The sequence below is a fragment of the Caldimonas mangrovi genome (genome assembly GCF_023721835.1).
In the GTDB taxonomy this organism is placed as follows: domain Bacteria; phylum Pseudomonadota; class Gammaproteobacteria; order Burkholderiales; family Burkholderiaceae_C; genus Caldimonas; species Caldimonas mangrovi.
The window spans coordinates 109,875-130,317 of the sequence record NZ_JAMKFE010000005.1 but is presented as its reverse complement, the minus strand read 5'-3'; the positions used below and the strand labels follow the sequence as shown (position 1 = coordinate 130,317).

At 66.7% G+C, this 20,443-nt stretch carries 24 protein-coding genes and 1 pseudogene; 12 read left to right on the top strand and 13 right to left on the bottom strand.

Translation table 11 applies throughout. The features are described 5' to 3' along the window. Positions 1–82: 82 nt before the first annotated feature. Genes M8A51_RS10065 through M8A51_RS10050 form a run of 4 tightly spaced genes read left to right on the top strand, consistent with a single transcriptional unit; the run spans position 83 to position 2,775 of the window. On the top strand, positions 83–643 hold the full coding sequence (locus M8A51_RS10065; RefSeq protein ID WP_407062220.1) for a peptidylprolyl isomerase: 561 nt from the start codon (positions 83–85) through the stop codon (positions 641–643). Between the two features lie 2 nt (positions 644–645). After that, complete coding sequence (locus tag M8A51_RS10060; protein ID WP_251778082.1) at positions 646–1,140, top strand: peptidylprolyl isomerase; 495 nt, start codon at positions 646–648, stop codon at positions 1,138–1,140. A gap of 20 nt (positions 1,141–1,160) precedes the next feature. Beyond that, the gene (locus tag M8A51_RS10055; protein ID WP_251778081.1) at positions 1,161–1,970 is read left to right on the top strand and encodes a UDP-2,3-diacylglucosamine diphosphatase; all 810 of its coding nucleotides are present in this window, start codon (positions 1,161–1,163) and stop codon (positions 1,968–1,970) included. 10 nt (positions 1,971–1,980) lie between these two features. Further along, a complete protein-coding gene (locus M8A51_RS10050) occupies positions 1,981–2,775 on the top strand; it encodes a M90 family metallopeptidase (RefSeq protein ID WP_251778080.1) in 795 nt (264 codons plus the stop codon). A gap of 43 nt (positions 2,776–2,818) precedes the next feature. Here M8A51_RS10050 and clpA read toward each other — a convergent pair. Then, positions 2,819–5,124: pseudogene (clpA, locus tag M8A51_RS10045) on the bottom strand (ATP-dependent Clp protease ATP-binding subunit ClpA). Next, positions 5,121–5,477: an ATP-dependent Clp protease adapter ClpS gene (gene clpS, locus M8A51_RS10040; RefSeq protein ID WP_251778079.1), complete on the bottom strand. Its 357-nt coding sequence runs from the start codon at positions 5,475–5,477 to the stop codon at positions 5,121–5,123. The pseudogene clpA and the gene clpS overlap by 4 nt, the downstream one beginning before the upstream one ends. 196 nt (positions 5,478–5,673) lie before the next feature. Here clpS and M8A51_RS10035 point away from each other — a divergent pair, with 196 nt between their 5' ends. Continuing rightward, positions 5,674–5,961 carry a cold-shock protein gene (locus M8A51_RS10035; protein WP_251778078.1) on the top strand — a complete coding sequence of 96 codons (288 nt, stop codon included), beginning with the start codon at positions 5,674–5,676 and terminating at the stop codon, positions 5,959–5,961. Positions 5,962–6,052: 91 nt separating this feature from the next. Here the strand turns inward: M8A51_RS10035 and icd are convergent, their stop codons facing one another. Together icd and M8A51_RS10025 are read right to left on the bottom strand one after the other, a co-directional pair. After that, a complete protein-coding gene (icd, locus tag M8A51_RS10030; protein WP_251778077.1) occupies positions 6,053–7,306 on the bottom strand; it encodes an NADP-dependent isocitrate dehydrogenase in 1,254 nt (417 codons plus the stop codon). A gap of 54 nt (positions 7,307–7,360) precedes the next feature. Then, complete coding sequence (locus tag M8A51_RS10025) at positions 7,361–7,687, bottom strand: hypothetical protein (RefSeq protein ID WP_251778076.1); 327 nt, start codon at positions 7,685–7,687, stop codon at positions 7,361–7,363. A 306-nt stretch (positions 7,688–7,993) separates the two neighbouring features. Between M8A51_RS10025 and M8A51_RS10020 the strand changes: the two genes are divergently transcribed. Then, complete coding sequence (locus M8A51_RS10020; protein ID WP_251778075.1) at positions 7,994–8,479, top strand: DUF192 domain-containing protein; 486 nt, start codon at positions 7,994–7,996, stop codon at positions 8,477–8,479. 8 nt (positions 8,480–8,487) lie between these two features. Here M8A51_RS10020 and M8A51_RS10015 read toward each other — a convergent pair whose 3' ends face one another. From M8A51_RS10015 to xseA, 4 genes are all read right to left on the bottom strand, one after another. Further along, positions 8,488–9,876, bottom strand: coding sequence for a sensor histidine kinase (locus M8A51_RS10015; protein WP_251778074.1), 1,389 nt, complete (start codon positions 9,874–9,876; stop codon positions 8,488–8,490). Between the two features lie 13 nt (positions 9,877–9,889). Further along, entirely contained in the window at positions 9,890–10,591 is a 702-nt protein-coding gene (locus tag M8A51_RS10010; RefSeq protein WP_251778073.1) for a response regulator, read from the bottom strand. A 171-nt stretch (positions 10,592–10,762) separates the two neighbouring features. Continuing rightward, on the bottom strand, positions 10,763–11,344 hold the full coding sequence (locus M8A51_RS10005) for a superoxide dismutase (protein ID WP_251778072.1): 582 nt from the start codon (positions 11,342–11,344) through the stop codon (positions 10,763–10,765). Between the two features lie 72 nt (positions 11,345–11,416). Further along, a complete protein-coding gene (gene xseA / locus M8A51_RS10000) occupies positions 11,417–12,739 on the bottom strand; it encodes an exodeoxyribonuclease VII large subunit (protein ID WP_251778071.1) in 1,323 nt (440 codons plus the stop codon). 440 nt (positions 12,740–13,179) lie between these two features. Here xseA and M8A51_RS09995 point away from each other — a divergent pair, with 440 nt between their 5' ends. The 6 genes from M8A51_RS09995 to adk all read left to right on the top strand — a co-directional run bounded on the left by M8A51_RS09995 (position 13,180) and on the right by adk (position 17,042). Further along, entirely contained in the window at positions 13,180–13,809 is a 630-nt protein-coding gene (locus M8A51_RS09995; protein WP_251778070.1) for a MotA/TolQ/ExbB proton channel family protein, read from the top strand. A gap of 26 nt (positions 13,810–13,835) precedes the next feature. Beyond that, positions 13,836–14,258 carry an ExbD/TolR family protein gene (locus M8A51_RS09990; RefSeq protein WP_251778444.1) on the top strand — a complete coding sequence of 141 codons (423 nt, stop codon included), beginning with the start codon at positions 13,836–13,838 and terminating at the stop codon, positions 14,256–14,258. 37 nt (positions 14,259–14,295) lie between these two features. After that, a complete protein-coding gene (gene lpxK / locus M8A51_RS09985) occupies positions 14,296–15,291 on the top strand; it encodes a tetraacyldisaccharide 4'-kinase (protein WP_251778069.1) in 996 nt (331 codons plus the stop codon). Positions 15,292–15,319: 28 nt separating this feature from the next. Further along, positions 15,320–15,523 carry a Trm112 family protein gene (locus tag M8A51_RS09980; RefSeq protein ID WP_251778068.1) on the top strand — a complete coding sequence of 68 codons (204 nt, stop codon included), beginning with the start codon at positions 15,320–15,322 and terminating at the stop codon, positions 15,521–15,523. Further along, positions 15,520–16,284, top strand: coding sequence for a 3-deoxy-manno-octulosonate cytidylyltransferase (gene kdsB, locus M8A51_RS09975; RefSeq protein WP_251778067.1), 765 nt, complete (start codon positions 15,520–15,522; stop codon positions 16,282–16,284). Before M8A51_RS09980 ends, kdsB begins: the two co-directional genes overlap by 4 nt. A gap of 104 nt (positions 16,285–16,388) precedes the next feature. After that, a complete protein-coding gene (gene adk / locus M8A51_RS09970) occupies positions 16,389–17,042 on the top strand; it encodes an adenylate kinase (RefSeq protein WP_251778066.1) in 654 nt (217 codons plus the stop codon). Between the two features lie 49 nt (positions 17,043–17,091). On the opposite strand, the gene M8A51_RS09965 is transcribed toward adk, so the two are convergent. The 5 genes from M8A51_RS09965 to M8A51_RS09945 are packed head-to-tail and all read right to left on the bottom strand — an operon-like array spanning position 17,092 to position 20,422. Next, complete coding sequence (locus M8A51_RS09965) at positions 17,092–17,493, bottom strand: RidA family protein (RefSeq protein WP_251778065.1); 402 nt, start codon at positions 17,491–17,493, stop codon at positions 17,092–17,094. Next, entirely contained in the window at positions 17,490–17,948 is a 459-nt protein-coding gene (locus M8A51_RS09960; protein WP_251778064.1) for an acyl-CoA thioesterase, read from the bottom strand. Before M8A51_RS09960 ends, M8A51_RS09965 begins: the two co-directional genes overlap by 4 nt. A 10-nt stretch (positions 17,949–17,958) precedes the next feature. Beyond that, positions 17,959–18,669, bottom strand: coding sequence for an ABC transporter ATP-binding protein (locus M8A51_RS09955; protein WP_251778063.1), 711 nt, complete (start codon positions 18,667–18,669; stop codon positions 17,959–17,961). Beyond that, on the bottom strand, positions 18,666–19,430 hold the full coding sequence (locus tag M8A51_RS09950; protein ID WP_251778062.1) for an ABC transporter ATP-binding protein: 765 nt from the start codon (positions 19,428–19,430) through the stop codon (positions 18,666–18,668). Before M8A51_RS09950 ends, M8A51_RS09955 begins: the two co-directional genes overlap by 4 nt. Beyond that, the gene (locus M8A51_RS09945) at positions 19,427–20,422 is read right to left on the bottom strand and encodes a branched-chain amino acid ABC transporter permease (protein ID WP_407062219.1); all 996 of its coding nucleotides are present in this window, start codon (positions 20,420–20,422) and stop codon (positions 19,427–19,429) included. The genes M8A51_RS09950 and M8A51_RS09945 overlap by 4 nt, the downstream gene beginning before the upstream one ends. Positions 20,423–20,443: the final 21 nt, after the last annotated feature.

The following is a 20,443-nucleotide window of genomic DNA, read 5'->3' as shown; positions in this document are numbered from 1 at the left end:
CCGTCCATACGGCCAGGCACCCGGCGCGGGCCCCGGAAGGTGGACAATGGCAGATCTTCTACGAAGGAGCGATTGGATGACGATGAAGATGCGGACCGCTCTCGCGGCGCTTGCGCTCGCAGCCGGCCTCGGCACGACCGCCCAGGCGCAGACGGTCAAGATGACCACGTCGATGGGTGACATCGTGCTGCAACTCGATGCGGCTAAAGCGCCGAAAAGCGTCGAGAACTTTCTTCAGTATGTGAAGGAGGGCCACTACGACGGCACGGTCTTCCACCGCGTCATCGACGGCTTCATGATTCAGGGCGGCGGCTTCACGCCGGACATGAACCAGAAGCCCACGCGCGCGCCGATCCCGCTGGAGAGTCGCAACGGCCTGTCCAATCTGCGCGGCACCGTCGCGATGGCCCGCACGATGGATCCGAACTCCGCCACCGCGCAGTTCTTCATCAACCTCAAGGACAATGCCTTCCTCGACGCGGCCAACTCTCGCGACGGCAATGGCTATGCCGTGTTCGGCAAGGTCGTCGCCGGCATGGGCGTCGTCGACAAGATCAAGAGCGTGCCCACCACCAGCAAGGGCATGCACCAGAACGTCCCGGCCGAGCCGGTTCTCATCAAAAAAGTCACCGTGGAGAAATGAACATGGCCGTTGAACTGCACACCAATCATGGCGTCATCAAGATCGAACTCGATGCCGACAAGGCACCGAAGTCGGTCGAGAACTTTCTGTCCTACGTGCGCCAGGGCCACTACGACAACACCGTCTTCCACCGCGTGATCGACGGCTTCATGATCCAGGGCGGCGGCTTCGAGCCCGGCATGAACCAGAAGCCCACCGGCGAGCCGATCGAGAACGAGGCCAACAACGGACTGAAGAACGCCCGCTACACGCTGGCGATGGCACGCACGCAGGCGCCGCACTCGGCCACCGCCCAGTTCTTCATCAATGTGGCCGACAACGACTTCCTGAACTTCAAGTCCGAGAGCCTGCAAGGCTGGGGCTACGCCGTGTTCGGCAAGGTGGTCGAAGGCACCGAGGTGGTCGACAAGATCAAGGGCGTCAAGACCGGCCGCAAGGGCTTCCACGACGACGTGCCCCTCGAGGACGTCGTCATCAACAAGGCCGTCGAAGTCTGAGTGCCGCCGCGGGGCATGCCGTGAGCGTACGCGCCGAGCCTTCGTTGCCGACGCCGCACGAACTGCCCGCCCCGGCGAGCTGGCGCTGCGTCGACATCCTCTCCGACCTGCACCTGCAGGCAGAGCTGCCGCGCACCTTCGAAGCGTTCCGTACCCACCTGCTGCACACGCCGGCCGATGCCGTGCTGATCCTCGGCGACCTGTTCGAGGTCTGGGTGGGCGACGACGCCGCTGCCGACGGCTTCGAACACGCGTGTGCCGAAGCCCTGCGAGAGGCCGCGCGCCGCCGCTGGGTCGGCTTCATGGCGGGCAATCGCGACTTTCTGGTCGGGCCCCGCTTTCTGGAAAGCTGCGGCCTGCATGCCCTGCCCGACCCGACCGTGCTGTCGTTCGGGCCGCACCGCTACCTGCTGGCACACGGCGACGCGCTGTGCCTCGACGATGTCGACTACCAGCGCTTTCGCGCGCAGGTACGCCAGCCGGCCTGGGCCGAGCAGTTTCTCGCGCAGCCGCTGGCCGCGCGCCGCCACGTCGCCGCCCAGTTGCGCCAGGCCAGCGAGGAGCGCAAGCGCACGCAGGGCACGGAGTCGTACGGCGACATCGACCCGCCGACTGCGCTCGCGTGGCTGCGACATGCGCATGCCGATGTCTTCATTCACGGGCATACGCACAAGCCGGCCGACCATGCCATGGCGCCCGGCGTCGTGCGGCACGTGACAAGCGACTGGGATCTCGACGCCAACGACCCGGCACACCCGCATCGCGCCGAGGTGTTGCGCATCACGCTTGCGGGCGTGCAGCGCGTGCCGCCCGCCGGCCCCCTGCCCTGACGCTTCGGCCATGTGGTCGCAGTGGCTGTCGCGCTGGCGCAGCGCCCGTGAGGCGCAGCTGCTGCGCAAGCACGAAATCCCGGGAGACCTCTGGGCGCTGGTGATGGCCAGCTACCCCTTCCTCGCCTATCGCAGCACCGCCGACCAGGCCGAATTGCGCCGCATGGCGACATTGTTCCTGCGCCGCAAGGAGTTCACCGGTGCCGGTGGTTTCGCGATCACCGACGAGGTCGCGGTCGCGGTCGCCGCCCAGGCCTGCCTGCCGGTGCTCCAACTCGGCCTGGCGCTCTACGACGGCTTCGTCGGCATCGTGCTGCACGGCGACCAGGTCGTGGCCCGGCGCGAAGTGATGGACGAGGCCGGCGTCGTGCACCGCTACGACGAGGTGCTGGCCGGCGAAGCGATGGAGGGCGGCCCCGTCACCTTGTCCTGGCACGACGTGCAGCACGCCGGCGAGTCGGCCGAACTCGGCTACAACGTCGTGATCCACGAATTCGTCCACAAGCTCGACATGCTCGACGGCGAACCCGACGGCATACCGCCGTTGCCCGACCGGGCGCGCCGCGAGGCATGGATCACCACTCTCGACGCCGAGTACGAGCGCTTCTGCAGCGCCGTCGACGCCGGCGTCGACACCTTTCTGGACCCATACGGCGCGCAAGCCGTCGACGAGTTCTTCGCGGTGTCCGCCGAAGCGTTTTTCGTCGCGCCCCAAGATTTCAAACGTGAGCATCCGCGGCTGCACGCCTTGTTCTGCGGCTACTTTCGCCAGGACCCGGCCGCCTTTGTCGTGAAACAAGCATGAAAAAGGGCCCCGAAGGGCCCTTGCTCGAGCAACGCGAAGCCGGTCACTCGGCCGTCGCCGGCTCGGCCTTCGGCTTGTCGCTGCGGCGGCTCGGCTGGATGTCGAGCACCACCTCGTCCTTCTCGTCGAGGTCGACCGTCAAGCGGCCGCCGTCGACCAGCTGACCGAACAGCAGTTCGTCGCGGCCAACGCACGACGAATGGTGTCCTGGATCAGCCGCTGCATCGGGCGCGCGCCCATCAGCGGGTCGAAGCCCTTCTTCGCCAGGTGCTTGCGCAGCACGTCGGCGAAGGTCACCTCGACCTTCTTCTCGGCCAGCTGGCTTTCGAGCTGCAGCAGGAACTTGTCGACCACCCGCAGGATGATCTCCTCGTCCAGCGACTTGAAGCTCACCATCGCGTCGAGACGGTTACGGAACTCGGGAGTGAACAGCCGCTTGATGTCGGCCATCTCGTCGCCCTGCTCGCGGTGGCTGGTGAAACCGATCACCGCCTTCTGCATCGTCTCGGCGCCCGCGTTCGTCGTCATGATGATGATGACGTTGCGGAAGTCGGCCTTGCGCCCGTTGTTGTCGGTCAATGTGCCGTGGTCCATCACCTGCAGCAGCACGTTGAAGACGTCCGGATGGGCCTTCTCGATCTCGTCGAGCAGCAGCACCGCGTGCGGCTTCTTGGTCACCGCTTCGGTCAGCAACCCGCCCTGGTCGAAGCCCACGTAGCCTGGCGGTGCGCCGATCAGCCGGCTCACCGCATGGCGTTCCATGTATTCCGACATGTCGAAACGGATCAGCTCGATGCCGAGGATGTAGGCGAGCTGCTTGGCGACCTCGGTCTTGCCGACTCCCGTCGGCCCGCTGAACAGGAAGGAGCCGATCGGCTTGTCCGGCTTGCCGAGGCCCGAGCGGGCCATCTTGATCGCGGCGGCGAGCGCCTCGATCGCGGCGTCCTGACCGAACACGACACTCTTCAGGTCACGGTCGAGGTTGCGCAGCTTCGAACGGTCGTCATTACTGACACTCGCCGGAGGAATCCTGGCGATCTTCGCCACGATTTCTTCTACTTCTGCACGAGTGATCGTCTTTTTCTGCTTGCTCTTCGGCAGGATGCGCTGCGCCGCGCCCGCTTCGTCGATCACGTCGATCGCCTTGTCGGGCAGGTGGCGGTCGTTGATGAACTTGGCTGACAGTTCGGCCGCCGCCTGCAGGGCATTCAAGGCGTACTTGACGCTGTGGTGCTCCTCGAAGCGAGACTTCAGACCCTTCAGGATCTCGATCGTCTGCTCGACGGACGGCTCGACCACATCGATCTTCTGGAAGCGCCGCGACAGCGCCGCGTCCTTCTCGAAGATGCCGCGGTACTCGGTGAAGGTGGTCGCGCCGATGCACTTCAGCGTGCCCGAACTGAGCGCCGGCTTCAGCAGGTTGCTGGCGTCCAGCGTACCGCCCGACGCCGCACCGGCCCCGATCAGCGTGTGGATCTCGTCGATGAACAGCACGGCGTTCGGCTGGTCCTTCAACGCCTTCAGCACACCCTTCAGGCGCTGTTCGAAGTCGCCGCGGTACTTGGTGCCCGCCAGCAGCGCGCCCATGTCGAGCGCATAGACGGTCGAGTCGGCCAGCACCTCGGGCACGTCGCCCTCCGTGATGCGCCACGCCAGGCCTTCGGCAATCGCCGTCTTGCCGACACCCGCCTCGCCGACCAGCAGCGGGTTGTTCTTGCGCCGGCGGCACAGCACCTGGATCACGCGCTCGACTTCCAGCTCGCGGCCGATCAGCGGGTCGATCCGGCCTTCGCGCGCCGACTGGTTCAGGTTCTGGGTGAACTGCTCCAGCGGCGAGCCCTTGCCTTCACCCTCTTCCTTCTCGGCCTCGGCGCCGCCGCCCTCGCTGGGCTTGGCCGGCTCCGGCGGGTCGGATTTTTTGATGCCGTGAGCGATGTAGTTGACCACGTCCAGCCGCGTCACCCCCTGCTGGTGCAGGTAGTAGACCGCGTGGGAATCCTTCTCGCCGAAGATGGCGACCAGCACGTTGGCACCGGTCACTTCCTTCTTGCCGCTGCCGGTGGACTGCACGTGCATGATCGCGCGCTGGATCACCCGCTGGAAGCCGAGCGTCGGCTGGGTGTCGACCTCGTCCGTGCCCCCGACCGTCGGCGTGTTTTCCTTGATGAAGTGCGTCAGGCTCTTGCGCAGGTCATCGATGTTGGCCGAGCAGGCCCGCAGTACCTCGGCCGCCGACGGGTTGTCGAGCAGGGCCAGCAGCAGGTGCTCCACGGTAATGAACTCGTGGCGCTGCTGGCGCGCCTCGACGAACGCCATGTGCAGGCTGACTTCAAGTTCCTGGGCAATCATGCGGCCTCCATAATGCACTGCAAAGGATGCCCCGCGCGGCGCGCGGCGGCAAGCACCATTTCCACTTTTGTGGCGGCTACGTCCTTGGTGTAGACGCCACAGACGCCTCGGCCCTCGTGGTGGATCTTCAACATGATGTGGGTCGCAGTCTCCAGATCACGATGGAAGAACTGCTGCAGCACCATCACCACGAACTCCATCGGCGTGAAGTCGTCGTTCAGCATCACCACCTGGTACAGCCGGGGCGGCTCCACCTTCGATGACTGCCTTTCGGCGATGACAGTTCCCTCCCCGCCGTCCGGCAGCGTCGGCTGGGCGGGCGGTGGCGGCAACTTCGGGGTCTCGCTGGGCATGAAACGATTCTATCGAGTTGAACCCGCCGGGTTCGGTGACCGTTTGATTGGTTGTCCGGTCATAAAGGTCAAGCTGCGAATATGAACAGGGACGGACACGATCTCTCACCAGCGCGCTTGTTTCCGTCCTTGACACTACCAACCCTGCCGCCGAGAATTTTTCGCGGAATAGGAGCACTTACCCGGGGAGGAAGCAATGGGTACTCACGCAGGAATTGTGAAATGGTTCAATGACGCAAAAGGTTTCGGCTTCATTGAACCCGAAGAAGGCGGTGAAGACGTCTTCGCTCATTTCTCGGCCATCCTTATGGATGGTTTCAGGACACTGAAGCAAGGTTCAAAAGTCACGTTCGATCTGGTCCAGGGCCCGAAGGGCAAATTGGCACAAAACATCCAGCTGCTCGAACCACGAGCACCCCGCGGCGAACGGGCTCCGCGCCCACCCGCCACACCGGAAGCCGGCACCGCGCTCTACGCCGACTGAAATCAATATGTGCAGTGTGCTGCGATCTTCAAGATCGCAGCCATGAAAAAAGCCCGCTCATGCGGGCTTTTTGTTCTGAGCCAGCAAAAGCTCACATGTGATCGATCATCACCTGGCCAAAGCCGGAGCAGCTGACCTGGGTGGCACCGTCCAGCAGACGGGCGAAATCGTAGGTGACCTTCTTGCTCAGAATGGCCTTTTCCATCGAACTGATGACCAGGTCGGCGGCTTCGGTCCAGCCCATGTGGCGCAGCATCATCTCGGCGGACAGAATCTCGGAGCCCGGATTCACGTAGTCCTTGCCGGCGTACTTCGGCGCCGTGCCGTGCGTGGCTTCGAACATCGCGACCGAATCCGACATGTTGGCGCCCGGAGCGATGCCGATGCCGCCCACCTGTGCGGCCAGGGCGTCAGAGATGTAGTCGCCGTTCAGGTTCAGCGTGGCGATCACCGAGTATTCGGCCGGGCGCAGCAGGATTTGCTGCAGGAAGGCGTCGGCGATGGCGTCCTTGACGACGATTTCCTTGCCCGACTTCGGGCTCTTGAACTTGCACCACGGGCCGCCGTCGATGGGTTCGGCACCGAATTCCTTCTGTGCCAGCGCATAGCCCCAATCCCGGAAGCCACCCTCGGTGAACTTCATGATGTTGCCCTTGTGCACCAAAGTGACCGAGGGCTTGTCGTTGTCGATCGCGTACTGGATGGCCTTGCGCACCAGGCGTTCGGTGCCCTCCTTCGAGACCGGCTTGACGCCGATGCCGGACGTCTCGGGGAAGCGGATCTTCTTGACGCCGAACTCGTCCTGCAAAATCTTGATCAGCTTCTTGGCCTTGTCGCTCTGAGCCTCGAACTCGATGCCGGCGTAGATGTCTTCCGAGTTCTCGCGGAAGATGACCATGTCGGTCTTCTCGGGCTCCTTGACCGGCGAGGGCACGCCCTTGAAATAGCGCACCGGGCGCAGGCAGACGTACAGATCCAGTTCCTGGCGCAGCGCCACGTTCAGCGAGCGGATGCCGCCGCCGACCGGGGTGGTCAGCGGGCCCTTGATGGACACGACGTAGTCCTTCAGCACCTGCAGTGTTTCTTCCGGCAGCCAGACGTCGGGGCCGTAGACCTTGGTCGACTTCTCTCCGGCGTAGATCTCCATCCAGTGGATCTTGCGTTTGCCGCCGTAGGACTTGGCCACCGCTGCGTCGACCACCTTGATCATCACCGGGGTGATGTCGAAGCCGGTGCCGTCCCCCTCGATGTAGGGAATGATGGGTTGGTCGGGAACGTTGAGCGAGAAGTCCTGGTTGACCGTGATCTTCTTGCCGCCCTCGGGCACCTTGATGTGCTGGTACATGTGAGAAAGCTCCGCGCGAACGGGTTGGGGGGGATTCGTTTTAGACGGGCGATTCTAAGTCAGCCAGGCTGTCACCTGGCTTGCGCTGAACCTTGCGCCGGCAAGGGTTTGGGCGGTGCTCAGCAGATCGCCCGCGCTGTGCTGCGTCCCCAGACCCTGCCCGATGGCCCAGATCGATGCGCCAGCCAGCGCGGCACCCGCCAGGCGCACGGCCCACGCGCCGGAGACGGCCTGCCCGGAGGCCCGCCAACGCCGCCACAGTGCCGGACCGAAGTGCAGGCTGACGGCGGAGTCGGCGGCGAAGGCCGCCATCACGGCGCCAGGTGCGACAGCTCGATCGACTCGAACACCACGTGGCCCCGGCAGCTCGAAGTGGTCCATGCCGATGCAGTCGTGATTGTGCGCCAGTATGGTGACCGAGCGGGCCGAGCAGTACCTCCCGTCGACGGCACAAGCGGATTCCCCGGTGCGCGCGCCACCCTCGCCCTCATGCCAGCGAGCGAAGCGATTGCGCTGCTCGGGGTCGTCCCAGGCCGCAGCATCGGGGTGCCCGGGCCGGGAGCGACCTTGGGTAACAATGAGGCGCTTGCGTGCAGTGATGCCATGCGAAAGACTCAGGTTCACAACCGATGTCGTTGCACTGGCATCGGAACACCTTCACTCTAGGCCTGGCCCCTTCCTCGCGACATGACGTATATCAAGCCGACCGCTCCCCTCCTGCCCACCTTCGCACGCCGCGCCGGCGCGGTACTGCTCGCAGGCCTGTTGAGTGCTGCCGCCGTGGCCCAGGACGGGCCGCAGAAACTGGCGCCCGTACCGCTGAGAGCCGGCTTCCATGCGATACAGGCCGAAGTCGCGCGCACGCCCGAGCAACGCGCGGTCGGCCTGATGCACCGCAAGGAAATGGGCGCCAACGAGGGCATGCTGTTCGTCTTCGAGCGGCCGGCCGAGCAGTGCTTCTGGATGAAGAACACGCTGATCCCGCTGTCGATCGCCTTCCTGAACGAAGACGGCAGCGTCGTCAACATCGCCGACATGAAGCCGCAAAGCCTTGATTCGCACTGTTCCGAGAAGCCGGTGCGGTTTGCGCTCGAAATGAACCAGGGCTGGTTCGCGAAGCGCGGCATCAAGCCGGGCTTCCGGATCGAAGGGGCGCCCTTCCCGTCGCGCTGAGCCTGGACTCAGGCCGCCAGTTCGACGACGAAGCAGGTGCCGTCCACGTCGGGACGGCTGCGCACCGCGATGCGCCCGCCCATGCCGACCACGACTTCGCGCACGATCGCCAGGCCCAGCCCCGTGCCCTCGTGTTCGCGCAGGTCGGCTCGGTCGCCGCGCCAGAACGGCTCGAAGATCAGCTCGCGTTGCTCGGGCGGAATGCCCGGCCCGTTGTCGCACACCTCGATGGTCGCGGTCGACGGTCCGGCACGCACTTTCACCTCGATGTTCGAGCCGCCGTAGCGCAGCGCGTTGTCGAGCAGGTTGGAGACGACCTCGGACAGCCACACCGGGTGGGCACGTGCCATCGCCTGCCCCGGCGCCTCCAGCGACACCTGCTTGCCTTCCTGGTCGGCGCGCAGCACCAGCGGTTCGGCCGCTTCGCGGATCACCGGCAGCACGTCGATACGCGACAGCTCGCCGGACGCGAGGTTGTGCAGCGCCGCGTCCGAGCGCGCCAGGTTCAGCAGCTGCCCGATCAGCCGGCTCATGCGTTCGGTCGAGCCGACGAGCACGTGCAGCAGCGTCTGCGTGCCACCGTCCGCGCCCGCCCCGCGCAGTTCCTCCTGCAGCTGCTGCGCCAGCACGCGCACCCCCGCCACCGGCGTGCGCAGCTGATGCGCGGCGTCTGCCACGAAACGGCGCTGCAGCTCCACCGAACGCGTGACGTTGCCGAGCAGCGTGTTGATGCGCTCGATCAGCGGCACCGCCTCGGCCGGCACGCCTTCGAGCGGCAGAGGCCGCAGGTCGTGCGGATCGCGGCGTTCGACCTCGCCGGCAATGCGCCGCAGCGGGGCGACCCCGCGGCGTATGCCCCAGGCCAGCAGCAGGAAGGTCACGCTGCCGAGCAGCACCGTGGGCACCAGGATCGCGAGCTGCACCTCGCGCACGAGGTCGGAGCGCTTGCGCTTGGTCTCGACGACGACGATCGTGACGTAGGTCTCCAGCATCGGCGAGCGGATCGAATACATGGCGCCCCGCACCGGCTCCTTGGCGTAGACCGCGTCGAACACCTGCGGGCCGTCGAAGCTGTCGCTGCGGTCCTGCGGCATCGGCAGGTCGCCGACGCCGGCCAGGATGTGCCCGTCGGCGTCCGTGACCATGAAGGCATTGCGATCCGAGCTGTGGCGGGCGAGCAGCTGCTGCGCCTGCGTGCTGAGTTCGAGCAGCGGGCCGCGATCGGTCCAGTAGATCTGAGTGGCGATCGCCCCCGCCTCGTCCTGCAGGCTGCGGTCGTAGGCGGTATCGCCCGCATAGCTGGCCAGCCGGAAAGCGCCATAGGCTGCGAGCAACACGCCGAGCAGCCAGACCCACAGCAGCGGGCCCAGCAGCTGCGAGCGCAGGCTGGGGTTCATCGGGCGAGGCGGGTCAGGGGTGAGGGGGTGCGGGTGCGTCGCTCGAGGGCGGCGCCAGCTCCATCAGGTAGCCGAAGCCGCGCACCGTCTTGATCGCAACCCCCAGGTCGGCGAAACGCTTGCGCAGGCGGTGGATGTAGACCTCGACCGAGTTCTCGCTGAAGTCGGTCTCCCAGCTCGACAGCGTGGAGACGATGTGATCCTTCGGCACCACGCGTCCCGCGCGCGCCATCAGCAGCTCGGTCAGCGCCTGTTCGCGCGGGCTCAGGTGCACGCGCTCGCCGCGAAAGCGCAGCTCGCGGTGGCGCACGTCCAGCTCGAGCTCGCCGAGCACCAACCGGTCCTCGGCGCGGCCGGCGGAGCGGCGCAGCAGTGCGCGCAGCCGGGCCACCAGCTCCGGCAGGTCGAACGGCTTGACCAGGTAGTCGTCGGCGCCGCTGTCGAGTCCTTCGACGCGGTCGCCGAGCTCGTCGCGCGCGGTGAGGATGAGCACCGGCAGCCGGGCGCCGCGGCTGCGCCAGTGGCGCAGCACCTCCATGCCGTCGCGCCGGGGCAGGCCGAGGTCGAGCACCGCCAGGTCGTACTGCGCGATCAGCCCTTCAGCACTCGCCGACATGCCGTCGCCCAGGGTGTCGACCTGCCAGCCTTCGCGCTGCAGTGCGCGCGCCACGCCGAAACTGAGCGCGGGATCGTCTTCGACCAACAGGATTCTCATGGCTTGCCTGACTACTGCTTGCTGGGAACGGCAGGTATTGTGCCGCCGCCTCGTCGACGCCGCGGTTGCAGGAAACGCGTACGCGGTATTGCGGTATGCGCTATTGGACACCACCGCCAAGAAAGAAGCCGGCGCGGCGGCCGGCTTTCCGATCGGGAATCGACCCGGGCGTCAGGCGAAGTTGGCCTGTGCGAACTCCCAGTTCACGAGCGAGTTCAGGAAGGTCTCGACGAACTTCGGGCGCGCATTGCGATGGTCGATGTAGTAGGCATGCTCCCACACGTCGACGGTCAGCAGCGCCTTGTCGGCGGTGGTCAGCGGCGTGGCGGCATTGCTGGTGTTGACGAGGTCGACCGAGCCGTCCGGCTTCTTGACCAGCCAGGTCCAGCCCGAGCCGAAATTGCCGACGGCGCTCTTGGTGAAGGCTTCCCGGAAGGCGGCGTAGCTGCCCCACTTCTTGTTGATCGCCTCGGCCAGCGCACCGGTGGGCTCACCGCCGCCGTTGGGCTTCATGCAGTTCCAGAAGAAGGTGTGGTTCCACACCTGGCCCGAGTTGTTGAAGATGCCGCCGCTGGACTTCTTGACGATCTCCTCGAGCGACATGTTCTCGAACTCGGTGCCCTTGATCAGGTTGTTCAGGTTCACGACATAGGCGTTATGGTGCTTGTCGTGGTGAAACTCGAGCGTCTCCTTGCTCATGTGGGGCTGCAGCGCGTCGTGGGGGTACGGCAGCGGGGGCAGGCTGTGTTCCATCTCGTTGTTCCTTTCTTGGGTGGGGTGGACTGTGAATTCCGGCAGGGATTGTAGGCAGCAAGCGATGTCCCTTCAGGCCTCGTCGGCACGTACTTCCCGCACTTCGGCGGCCAGCCGCCCATCAGCCAGAACCGCCTGCACGGCATCGCCGGCACTCAAGCCCTGCACTGAAACGAGGGCCCTGCCCTGCGCGTCGGTCAGGTAGGCGTAGCCACGCTGCAGCACACGGTCGGGGTTCATGCCTTCCAGCCGAGCGGCCAACGTGTCGAGCCGGCCGCCCAGTTGTTGCCGGCGGTTCCCCGCAGCGCGCTCCAGGCGCTGCGCCCATCGCAGCTCGCGCTGGCGCGCCAGGTCGATGCCCCGTGCTGGTGCGGCCGCCAGCCGGTGCCCCAGCGCCTGGATCTCGCGCTGCATGCGCGACAGCACCTGGGCCGGCCGTGCCAGCCGCAGCGCAGCGTGGTCGAGCCGCTGCGCCTCGCGCTCCAGCCGGCGCTGCACACACCGCTGCATGCCGCCGGCCATGCCTTGCAGCCCGGCCAGGCAGTCATCGCGCTGGGGCGCGGCCAACTCGGCAGCCGCCGTCGGCGTAGGCGCACGCAAGTCGGCAGCGAAGTCCGAGATGGTGAAGTCAGTCTCATGGCCGACACCGCACAGGGTCGGCAACGGGCTGGCGCCGAGCGCCCGCACGACCCGCTCGTCGTTGAAGGCCCACAGGTCTTCGAGCGAGCCTCCGCCGCGGCAGACGATCAGCGTGTCGACCTCGCGGCGGGCACCGGCCAGCTCGATGGCGCGCACCAGTTCGGCAGGGGCCTCGCCACCCTGCACGCTGGCCGGATAGACGACCACCCTGACATGGGGTGCGCGCCGTTGCAGCGCACTCAGCACGTCGCGCAGTGCGGCGGCGTTCAGCGACGTCACGACACCGATCGCATGCGGGTGCGCCGGAATCGCTCGCTTGCGTGCGGCGTCGAACAAGCCCTCGGCCTCCAGTTTGGCCTTCAACCGCAGGAACTGCTCGTACAGGGCTCCTTGCCCGGCCGGCCGCATCGCCTCGACGACCAGTTGAAGGTCGCCGCGCGCACCGTAGACCGCCAACCGGCCCCGCACCTCGACCAACTGCCCCTCGCGCGGATCGAAATCGAGCATCGCCGCGGCCCGCCGGAACATCGCGCAGCGCACCAGCGCCGGCTCCAGCGCACGATCGTCCTTCAGCGAAAAATAGCAGTGGCCGCTCGGCGCGCGGCTGAAGCCCGACAGCTCGCCCTGCACGGTGACCGCGGAAAAGCGCGCCTGCAGTGCATCGGCCACCGCGTTGAGCAGCGCAGCGACGGAGAAGACCTGCCGTGCAGAACGCAGGCCGGTCGGCGGTGGGCTGGGTTGGAAGGATTCGATCATGCGCAAAGCAAGGCGGGGCGCGGGTTCAGAACTCCACAACCGCGCCGAATGGGCGCTGGCGGGCAGGTTTGACTGTCACAAGCGCGTCATATTCATGCAAGTGCTTGATTTTCAAGGAAATTCTCCTGCTCAATGATGCAGCAATTTATTCCGGGCCCCGGAAAACCGTGGCTTGCAGCCGCATCAGACCCGGTTGCCCACAAAGTTATCCACAGCAAAAGTGGATGGCCTTGCGACCCGCGCCTCGCTCTGTCGCGTCCCGCCGGGCTTTGCCGGAATCCGGGGAAGCCGGTGCGGCCTGGCGCTTGGTCGAGGTGCGCAGGGCGTCACGGCATTCGTGCCGCGCGCCGCACAGGATGTATCCCAGGCGATGGCATTCGCAGGCTTCGCGCCATAATCGCCCCCAGTTTTTGTCTGTGACTCCACGAGAGGGGACGTGATTGTTTTCGATCATACAAGCCGCCGGCTGGCCCATTTGGCCCCTGATCCTGTGTTCTGTCGTCGCGCTTGCGCTGATCATCGAACGGTTCTCGAGCCTGCGTGAGGCCCGCATCGCGCCGCCGAAGCTGCTCGATGAGGTCATCTCCGTGACCCGCTCCAGCCTGCCCGGTCCGGACGTGGTGGCCAAGCTGGCCGGCAACTCGCTGCTCGGCCGCGTGCTTGCGACCGGCGTGCGCGCGGTGATCAGCGAGCCGCGCATCACCGAGCACAACCTGCGCAACGCCTTCGAAGCCGCCGGCCGGGCCGCCGTGCACCACATGGAGCGCTACCTGAACACGCTGGGCACCATCGCGGCCGCAGCCCCCCTGCTCGGCCTGCTGGGCACGGTGATCGGCATGATCGAGATCTTCGCGTCGCAGGGCGGCAGCACGGGCGCCAACCCTCAGCAACTGGCGCACGGCATCTCGATCGCGCTGTACAACACGGCGTTCGCGTTGATGATCGCGATCCCCTCGCTGATGTTCTACCGCTACTTCCGCGGCAAGGTCGACGAATACATCCTCGACCTGGAGCAGGCCTCCGAGCGCATGGTGCCTCACCTGATGCGCTTCACCGTCCAGCAACGCTGAAGCCGGCGAAGGAGACCGCGATGGCGATGAACTTCCACCACCGCCGCAACGAGGAGCCGGAGATCAACCTGATCCCGTTCATCGACGTGTTGCTGGTGATCCTGATCTTCCTGATGCTGTCGACCACCTACTCGAAATTCACCGAACTGAAGGTGAACCTGCCGGTGGCCGATGCCGAGAAGTCGCGCGACTACCCGCGCGAGGTCATCGTCTCGGTCGCGGCCGACGGCCGCTATGTGGTCAATCGCAAGCCGGTCGACGGGCGCAGTGTGGAACTGCTGGCCGCCGAGATGCGCGCGGCCGCCGGCAACGGCAAGGACACCATCGTGATCGTCTCTGCCGACGCCACGGCCGCACACCAAAGCGTCATCAACGTGATGGACGCCGCCCGCCGCGCGGGCCTGAGCCAGCTCACCTTCGCGACGCAGTCCTCCAACGGCGGGCGCTGACATCCCGGCCGCTGCTGCCTCCGCTCCGACGCCGCCCGTGTCCTTGCAGCAACGCATCCAGGCCGCCTGGCTGCGCCGCGGGCTGCTGGCGTCGACGCTGCTGCCGCTGACGGCGGTCTATGCCGTCGTCGTGCGGCTGCGCAATCGCCTGTACCGCAGCGGGCTGCTGCAGCGCGAACGGCTGCCGGTGCCAGTGATCGTCGTCGGCAACGTCATTGCCGGCGGCGCCGGCAAGACGCCGACCGTCATCGCGCTCGTGCAGCACCTGAAGCAACGCGGCGAGCGGCCCGGCATCGTCTCGCGCGGTTATGGCGGCGGGCGGCAAGCCGGCTCCCGTCCAGTCGATGCGCGCAGCCGCGCCGGCGACGTCGGCGACGAACCGCTGCTGATGGCCTTGCGCACCGGCGTGCCGGTGGTCGTCGGCGCCGATCGGGTCGGCGCGGCCCGCACGCTGTTGCAGCAGCATCCTGACGTCAACGTCATCGTCAGCGACGACGGGTTGCAGCATCTGCGGCTGTGTCGCGATGTCGAGGTGATCGTGTTCGACGAACGCGGCGTCGGCAACGGCTGGTGGTTGCCGGCCGGCCCGCTGCGCGAAAGCGCGCGACGGCCCGCCGATCTCGTGCTCTACAACGCACCGGGCCCGTCCACGCCGCGGCCCGGATTCCTGGCCCGCCGAACGCTGGCCGACGCTGTGCCGCTGGCCGCCTGGCGGTCGGGCCGACGTGATGGCCTGCCGCTGGCGGCCTTCAAGGCACGTCGCGTGCTCGCGGTGGCTGCAGTGGCCCACCCGGAACGCTTCTTCGCGATGCTGGAAGCGCACGGGCTGACGATCGAGCGCCATGGCTTGCCGGACCACGACACCTACGATCGCCTGCCGTGGAACGGGTGGCACGGCGACGCGATCCTGGTGACTGAAAAAGACGCGGTGAAACTGGATGCTGCGACCGACCTGCGGGTGCACGTCGTGGCGCTAGACTTCGAGCCCGACGCCGCATTCTTCGCCGCGCTCGACCGGCTGCTGCCGTGTTGAGCGCCGCGCTCTCCTGATGAGGACACCGATGGACACCCGCCTGCTCGAACTGCTCGTCTGCCCTGTCTGCAAAGGCCCGCTGGAGCACCACCGCGAAGCACACGAATTGATCTGCCGGGCCGATCACCTGGCCTTCCCGGTGCGCGACGGCATCCCGGTGATGCTCGAGTCCGAAGCGCGCGATCTGGACGCGCCCCCCGCTGCGCCGTCCGCTTCGGGGGCTGCCGCATGACGTTCACGGTCCTCGTTCCCGCCCGCCTCGCGTCGACCCGTCTGCCGAACAAGCCGCTGGCCGACCTGGGCGGCCTGCCGATGGTGGTCCGCGTGGCCCAGCAGGCCCACAAGAGCCGTGCCCAACGGGTGGTCGTCGCCGCGGACGACGCTCGCACCGTCGACGTCTGCAAGACGCACGGCATCGAGGTCGTGCTGACACGCACCGACCACACCACCGGCAGCGACCGGCTCGCCGAGGCCTGCGAGCAACTGGGCCTCGACGGCGGCGAGGTCGTCGTCAACGTGCAGGGCGACGAGCCCATGATCGATCCGGCGCTGATCGATGCGTGCGCCGACGTCCTCGGCCGCTGCATCGGCTGCGTGATGAGCACCGCAGCCCACCCGATCGACGACATTGCCGAATTCACCAGCACCAACGTGGTGAAGGTGGTCTGCGACGCCACCGGCCGGGCGCTGTACTTTTCGCGCGCGCCGCTGCCATGGTGGCGCGACGGCTATGTGCAGGGCTTCGAGCGGCTCAGTGCGCCCGCGCCGCTGCGGCACATCGGCATCTACGGCTATCACGCCGGCTTCCTGCGGCGCTTTCCCACGCTGCAGCAAAGCCCGCTGGAGATCATCGAGTCGCTCGAACAGCTGCGCGTGCTGTGGCACGGCGAGCGCATCGCAGTGCACGTGACCAACACCAAGCCCGGCCCCGGCGTGGACACACCCGAGGATCTGGCCCGCGTCCAGGCCCACTTCGAGTCGCTGCGCACGTAAGTTGGGCGCAGGAATGCGCGTGGTATCCTCGCCCCGATCAGCCACGGGGCGACTGTGCTTTTGGCACGGCGACTCCTGCCGCAACACTTCTTCCAGAGGAACCCATGCGATTGATTCTGTTGGGCGCGCCAGGCGCTGGTAAAGGCACGCAGGCCGCGTACATCTGCCAGAAGTACGGCATCCCCCAGATTTCCACCGGTGACATGCTGCGCGCCGCCGTCAAGGCCGGCACGCCGCTGGGCCTCGAAGCCAAGAAGGTGATGGACGCCGGCGCACTCGTCAGCGACGACATCATCATCGGCCTCGTCAAGGAACGCATCGCCCAGCCCGACTGCACCAAGGGCTTTCTGTTCGACGGTTTCCCGCGCACCATCCCGCAGGCAGACGCGATGAAGGCCGCGGGTGTCAAGCTCGACATCGTGCTCGAGATCGACGTCCCCGACGAAGCCATCGTCGAGCGCATGAGCGGCCGCCGTGTGCATGTGGCGTCGGGCCGCACCTACCACGTCAAGTACAACCCGCCGAAGGTGGCCGGCAAGGACGACGTGACCGGCGAAGACCTGATCCAGCGCGACGACGACAAGGAAGACACCGTCAAGAAGCGTCTGGCCGTCTACCAGAGCCAGACGCGCCCGCTGGTCGACTACTACTCGCAGTGGGCTGCCACCGGCGATGCGAACGCACCGAAGTACCGCAAGATCAGCGGACTCGGTTCGGTCGAGGAAATCACCGCGCGGGCGCTGCAGGCACTGGACTGAATCGCTGCTGCGCCCTGCTCGCGCCTCGGCCGCCTGCGGGCGGCCGTTTTCATGGTCCGTCGGGAATCACCGCCGTCACCTCGATCTCGACCTTCGCGCGGTCCTCGATCAGGGCGGAAACTTCGACCGCCGTCATCGCCGCGTTGTAGCTGCCGATCAGCTCGCGAAACGCCGCACCGATCTCCTTGTTCTGAGCCAGGTACTCGCGCTTGTCGGTGACGTACCAGGTCATGCGCACGATGTGCTCCGGCCTGGCGCCCGCTTCTTCGAGCACGGCGACGACATTGTGCAAAGCCTGACGCGCCTGGCCGGCCATTTCATCGGTGTGGAACACGCCTTCGGCGTCCCAGCCCACCATGCCGGCGACGAAGACCATCTGGCCACGGGCCATCACGCCGTTCGAATAGCCGCGCGGGCGCGGCCAGCCGGGGGGAAGCAGAACTTTCGTCATCGGGGGTCTCCGGAATTCTCGGTGGGGTGCATGCGGCGGAAATGTTCCAGCGCCGTGCGCACGTCATCTGGCAGCGGGATCGCCCGGTGGGTTTCGAGCGAGGTGGCGACGAGCACCTGGCGCGCGCTCATGCGTGCCTGGTCGCCGAGACGGCAGCCGAGTTGCAGCGTGATCGAGGCGCCGCCGATGCGCTCGATCGTCAGGCCCAGCGCCACGGTTTCGCCCATGCGACTGGGGGCCGTGAACTCGCAGCTCAGGCTCACGGTCGGCAGGCCGATGCGGCGCGGACCGAGCAGGCCGGCGTAGGCGATCCCGAGACCTTCGGTGAACCAGTCCTCGACGAGATTGTTGAGCATCACCAGGTATTGCGGGAAGAACACGATCCCCGCCGGGTCGCAGTGCGAGAAGCGGATCATCAGTTCGCGTTCGAAGGGGTGTCGGGTGGCAGCGGTCATGGCTGTTCGCTCATACGCCGATGTAGCGCACCCACAGCCCTTCGTCGGCTGCGAGATGCTGCGAATCGCCCTCCCAGACCACACGCCCGCGCTCGATGATGGTGTGGCGCTCGGCCAGCCGCACGAGGCGCTTGACGTACTTGTCGATCACCAGGATGGCCTGGCCCTGCTCGCGCAGCGTCGCGAGACAGCGCCAGATCTCCTCTCGGATCAACGGTGCGAGGCCTTCGGTGGCTTCGTCGAGGATCAGCAGGTGCGGGTTGGTCATCAGCGCGCGGCCGATGGCGAGCATCTGCTGCTCACCGCCGGACAACTGATGGCCCATGTTGTTGCGGCGCTCCTGCAAGCGCGGGAACAGGCCGTAGACGCGATCGAGGCTCCAGGGCTCGTTCGCCTTGGCGCGGTTGGCGGCAAAGGCTTTCAGGTTCTCTTCCACCGAGAGATTGGGGAAGATCTGCCGGCCTTCGGGCACCAGCGCGAGGCCCATGCGGGCGATGCGGTCGGGCGGCAGATGGTCGATGCGCTCGCCGAGGAAGCGGACGGTGCCGGCCTTCGGCGGTGTGAGGCCGAGAATGGACCGGATGGTGGTGGTCTTGCCCATGCCGTTGCGGCCGAGGAGCGTCGCGACTTCGCGATCGTTGACCGCAAAGTCGATGTCGAACAGGACCTGGCTGGGGCCATAGGAGGTTTGGAGGCCGCGGACCTCGAGCAGGGGCGTCATGGGAGCGCCTCCTCGTCGCCCAGATAGGCCCTCCTCACCTCGGGATGAGCGCGTATCTCTTCCACCGCCCCGGTGGCGATCACCCGCCCCGCCACGAGCGTGGAGATCCGGTCTGCCAGCTTGAACACGGCATCCATGTCGTGTTCGACGAGCAGCAAGGTCACCTCGTCCCGCAGCCCCCGCAGCAACTGGACCATGCGTGCCGACTCGTCCGGCCCCATGCCTGCCATCGGTTCGTCGAGCAACATCAGCTGCGGCCGCGTCGCCAATGCCAGCCCCACCTCGAGCTGGCGCTGCTCGCCGTGAGCCAGCGTCCCGGCCAGCGCGTCGAGCCGATGGCCCAGGCCGATGCGCGCGCCGACTGCCGCAGCCTCGTCATGGCGGGCGCGTTCGCCGCGCACCGGCCGCCAGAACGAAAAGCTGCTGCCACTGCGCGCCTGCACCGCCAGCGCCAGGTTGTCCAGCACGCTCAGGCGCTTGAAGATGCTGGTGATCTGGTAGGAGCGTGCGAGTCCACGCAGTACGCGCTCATGCATCGGCAGGCGCGTGACGTCGACCCCACCGAACACGATGCGTCCGCCATCGGGCGCCAGCGCCCCGGAGATCTGGTGGATCAAGGTCGTCTTGCCTGCGCCGTTGGGCCCGATCAAGGCATGCACCTCGCCGGGCAGCACCTCGACGCGCGCGTGGTCGGTGGCGACCAGCCCGCCAAAGCGCTTGACCACGCCGTCGATCAGCAGCAGCGGTGTCGCGGCGCTCATGACCGGCTCCGACGGCGCAGCAGGCCGACCACGCCCTGCGGCGCGACAAGCACCACCAGCAGCAGCACGGCACCGACACCGAACTGCCAATGGATCGTGTAGCCGACGGCGATCTCCTCGAGCAGCAGCAGCACCAGTGCGCCGACGAAACCGCCGTACAAATGCCCCACTCCGCCCAGGATCACCATCACCATCAGCTGGCCGGACTGGCTCCAGTGCATCAGCGCCGGGCTGACGATGCCGCTCTGGTTGGCGGCCAACGCTCCCGCCAGGCCGGCGAGCGCGCCCGCCAGCGTGAAGGCGGCCAGCCGGTATCGATACACCGGGAAGCCGATCGCGGCCATGCGCGTCTCGTTCTCTCGTGCCGCCTGCAGCACCTGGCCGAAACGTGCATTCAGCAGCCGCTGGATGGCGACGAAGACCACGACGAAAAGGCCCAGCACGACGTAGTAGAAGGTGGTGTCGTCGCCGAGGTCGATGCCGGCGCCCACCGTCGAACGCGCCGGCAGCGAGAGCCCGTCCTCGCCGCCGTAGTCGCGCAGCGAGATCATCACGTAGTAGAGCATCTGCGCAAAGGCGAGCGTGATCATGATGAAGTACACGCCGCGCGTGCGCAGGCTGATCGCGCCGATGACGAAGGAGAACGCCGCCGCGGCCATCACCGCCGCCGGCCACGAGATCCAGGCGGACGCAATGCCCGACTGCATCAGGATGCCGACCGCATAGCCGCCGATGCCCAGGAACGCGGCGTGCCCGAAGCTCACCAGCCCGCCGAAGCCGAGGATCAGGTTCAGGCTGGTCGCGGCCAGCGCGAAGATCAGGATACGGCTGGCGAGGCTGATGTAGAAGCTCTCGTCCAGCGCTTGCGCAGCGATCGGAAAGACCACCAGCAACGCGAGCAGCACCAGTCCCCAGCGCAGGTGGAGCGCGTGGTCGAGCACGCCGCGCCGGAACGCGGGCGCCGCTGTGGCCACAGGCTCGCCGGAAGAAATCGAAGTCACGGCATCCATCGT